This is a genomic window from Bacillus sp. mrc49 (assembly GCF_002803435.1).
Genome location: NZ_PHNG01000223.1, coordinates 1 through 827, shown reverse-complemented (window position 1 = coordinate 827; position 827 = coordinate 1). Strand labels below are relative to the sequence as shown.

3 protein-coding genes are annotated in these 827 nt (G+C 44.7%); 1 reads left to right on the top strand and 2 read right to left on the bottom strand.

All coding sequences use genetic code 11. The features are described from left to right. On the top strand, window positions 1-282 hold a 282-nt coding region (locus CVN76_RS01590), incomplete at its 5' end, for a hypothetical protein (RefSeq protein ID WP_442857527.1). 31 nt (window positions 283-313) lie between these two features. Here the strand turns inward: CVN76_RS01590 and CVN76_RS01585 are convergent. Together CVN76_RS01585 and CVN76_RS01580 are read right to left on the bottom strand one after the other, a co-directional pair. Continuing rightward, entirely contained in the window at window positions 314-469 is a 156-nt protein-coding gene (locus tag CVN76_RS01585; protein ID WP_232732054.1) for a hypothetical protein, read from the bottom strand. Window positions 470-488: 19 nt separating this feature from the next. Further along, window positions 489-716, bottom strand: coding sequence for a helix-turn-helix domain-containing protein (locus CVN76_RS01580; protein WP_100530141.1), 228 nt, complete (start codon window positions 714-716; stop codon window positions 489-491). Window positions 717-827 lie beyond the last annotated feature (111 nt).

Genomic DNA, 827 nt, shown 5'->3' with positions numbered 1-827 from the left:
GTTGAGATTGCTACTTTATTCGGACAGAAGCACTTTACATTTTCACGTATATCATGGGAGCCTAGTGGAAGTAGAAGTGTTGGTAAGGCTGCAGGCGGAGCTATCCTTGGTACGGTTGTTGCGGGTCCTCTAGGGACAATCGCTGGAGCTGCGTTAGGTGCTAAGAAGAAGGATAACTCAACAGCTTACCTTTACCTAGTCGACGAAGAAGGCGTGAATCACGAAGTTCATATAAAATGTACGCAGGATCAATATCGACAAATATCAAACATAGCATATTAGTCCCGGCCGTTGAGCTAGGGCTTTTTTTTTGTTAATCGTATTTTCGATAGCAATCGTTCACGGCTTTTGCTATTTGTTTTAGTACCGGATTACCCTTTTTCATCTCCGATTTGAACCACGCCTCGCGTTCATCCTCCGTCATATCCATCAATGGCGAATGAATTATTATCTTTGTGTTTCCAATCATAAATTCCCTTCCTTTCCCTTTAGACATCAAAGAAGTCCTCGCTGCGGGCGCCTGGATCGACTTGGCGTATCGCCTTCATTATCTTCTTTATCGTCTGCACGGTAGGTTCCCGTTTGTCTGCGCAAAGCTCCGATATAGTGGTCCGGCTAACCTTCGATGTCTTTATCAGCCATTCCTGCGATATTCCCCGATCATCTAGCCATCGACCTAATTTAGAGCGCGGCTTACCTCCAAATAATCCAAACATATTGATCTTCCTTTCACTCGCTTTTTAATTCCAGTCATGCCCGCCGATGAAACAAGTTATACCCGCCGGCGGATAAAATTATTTTCGCGGACAAGTAAACGTGGACAATCG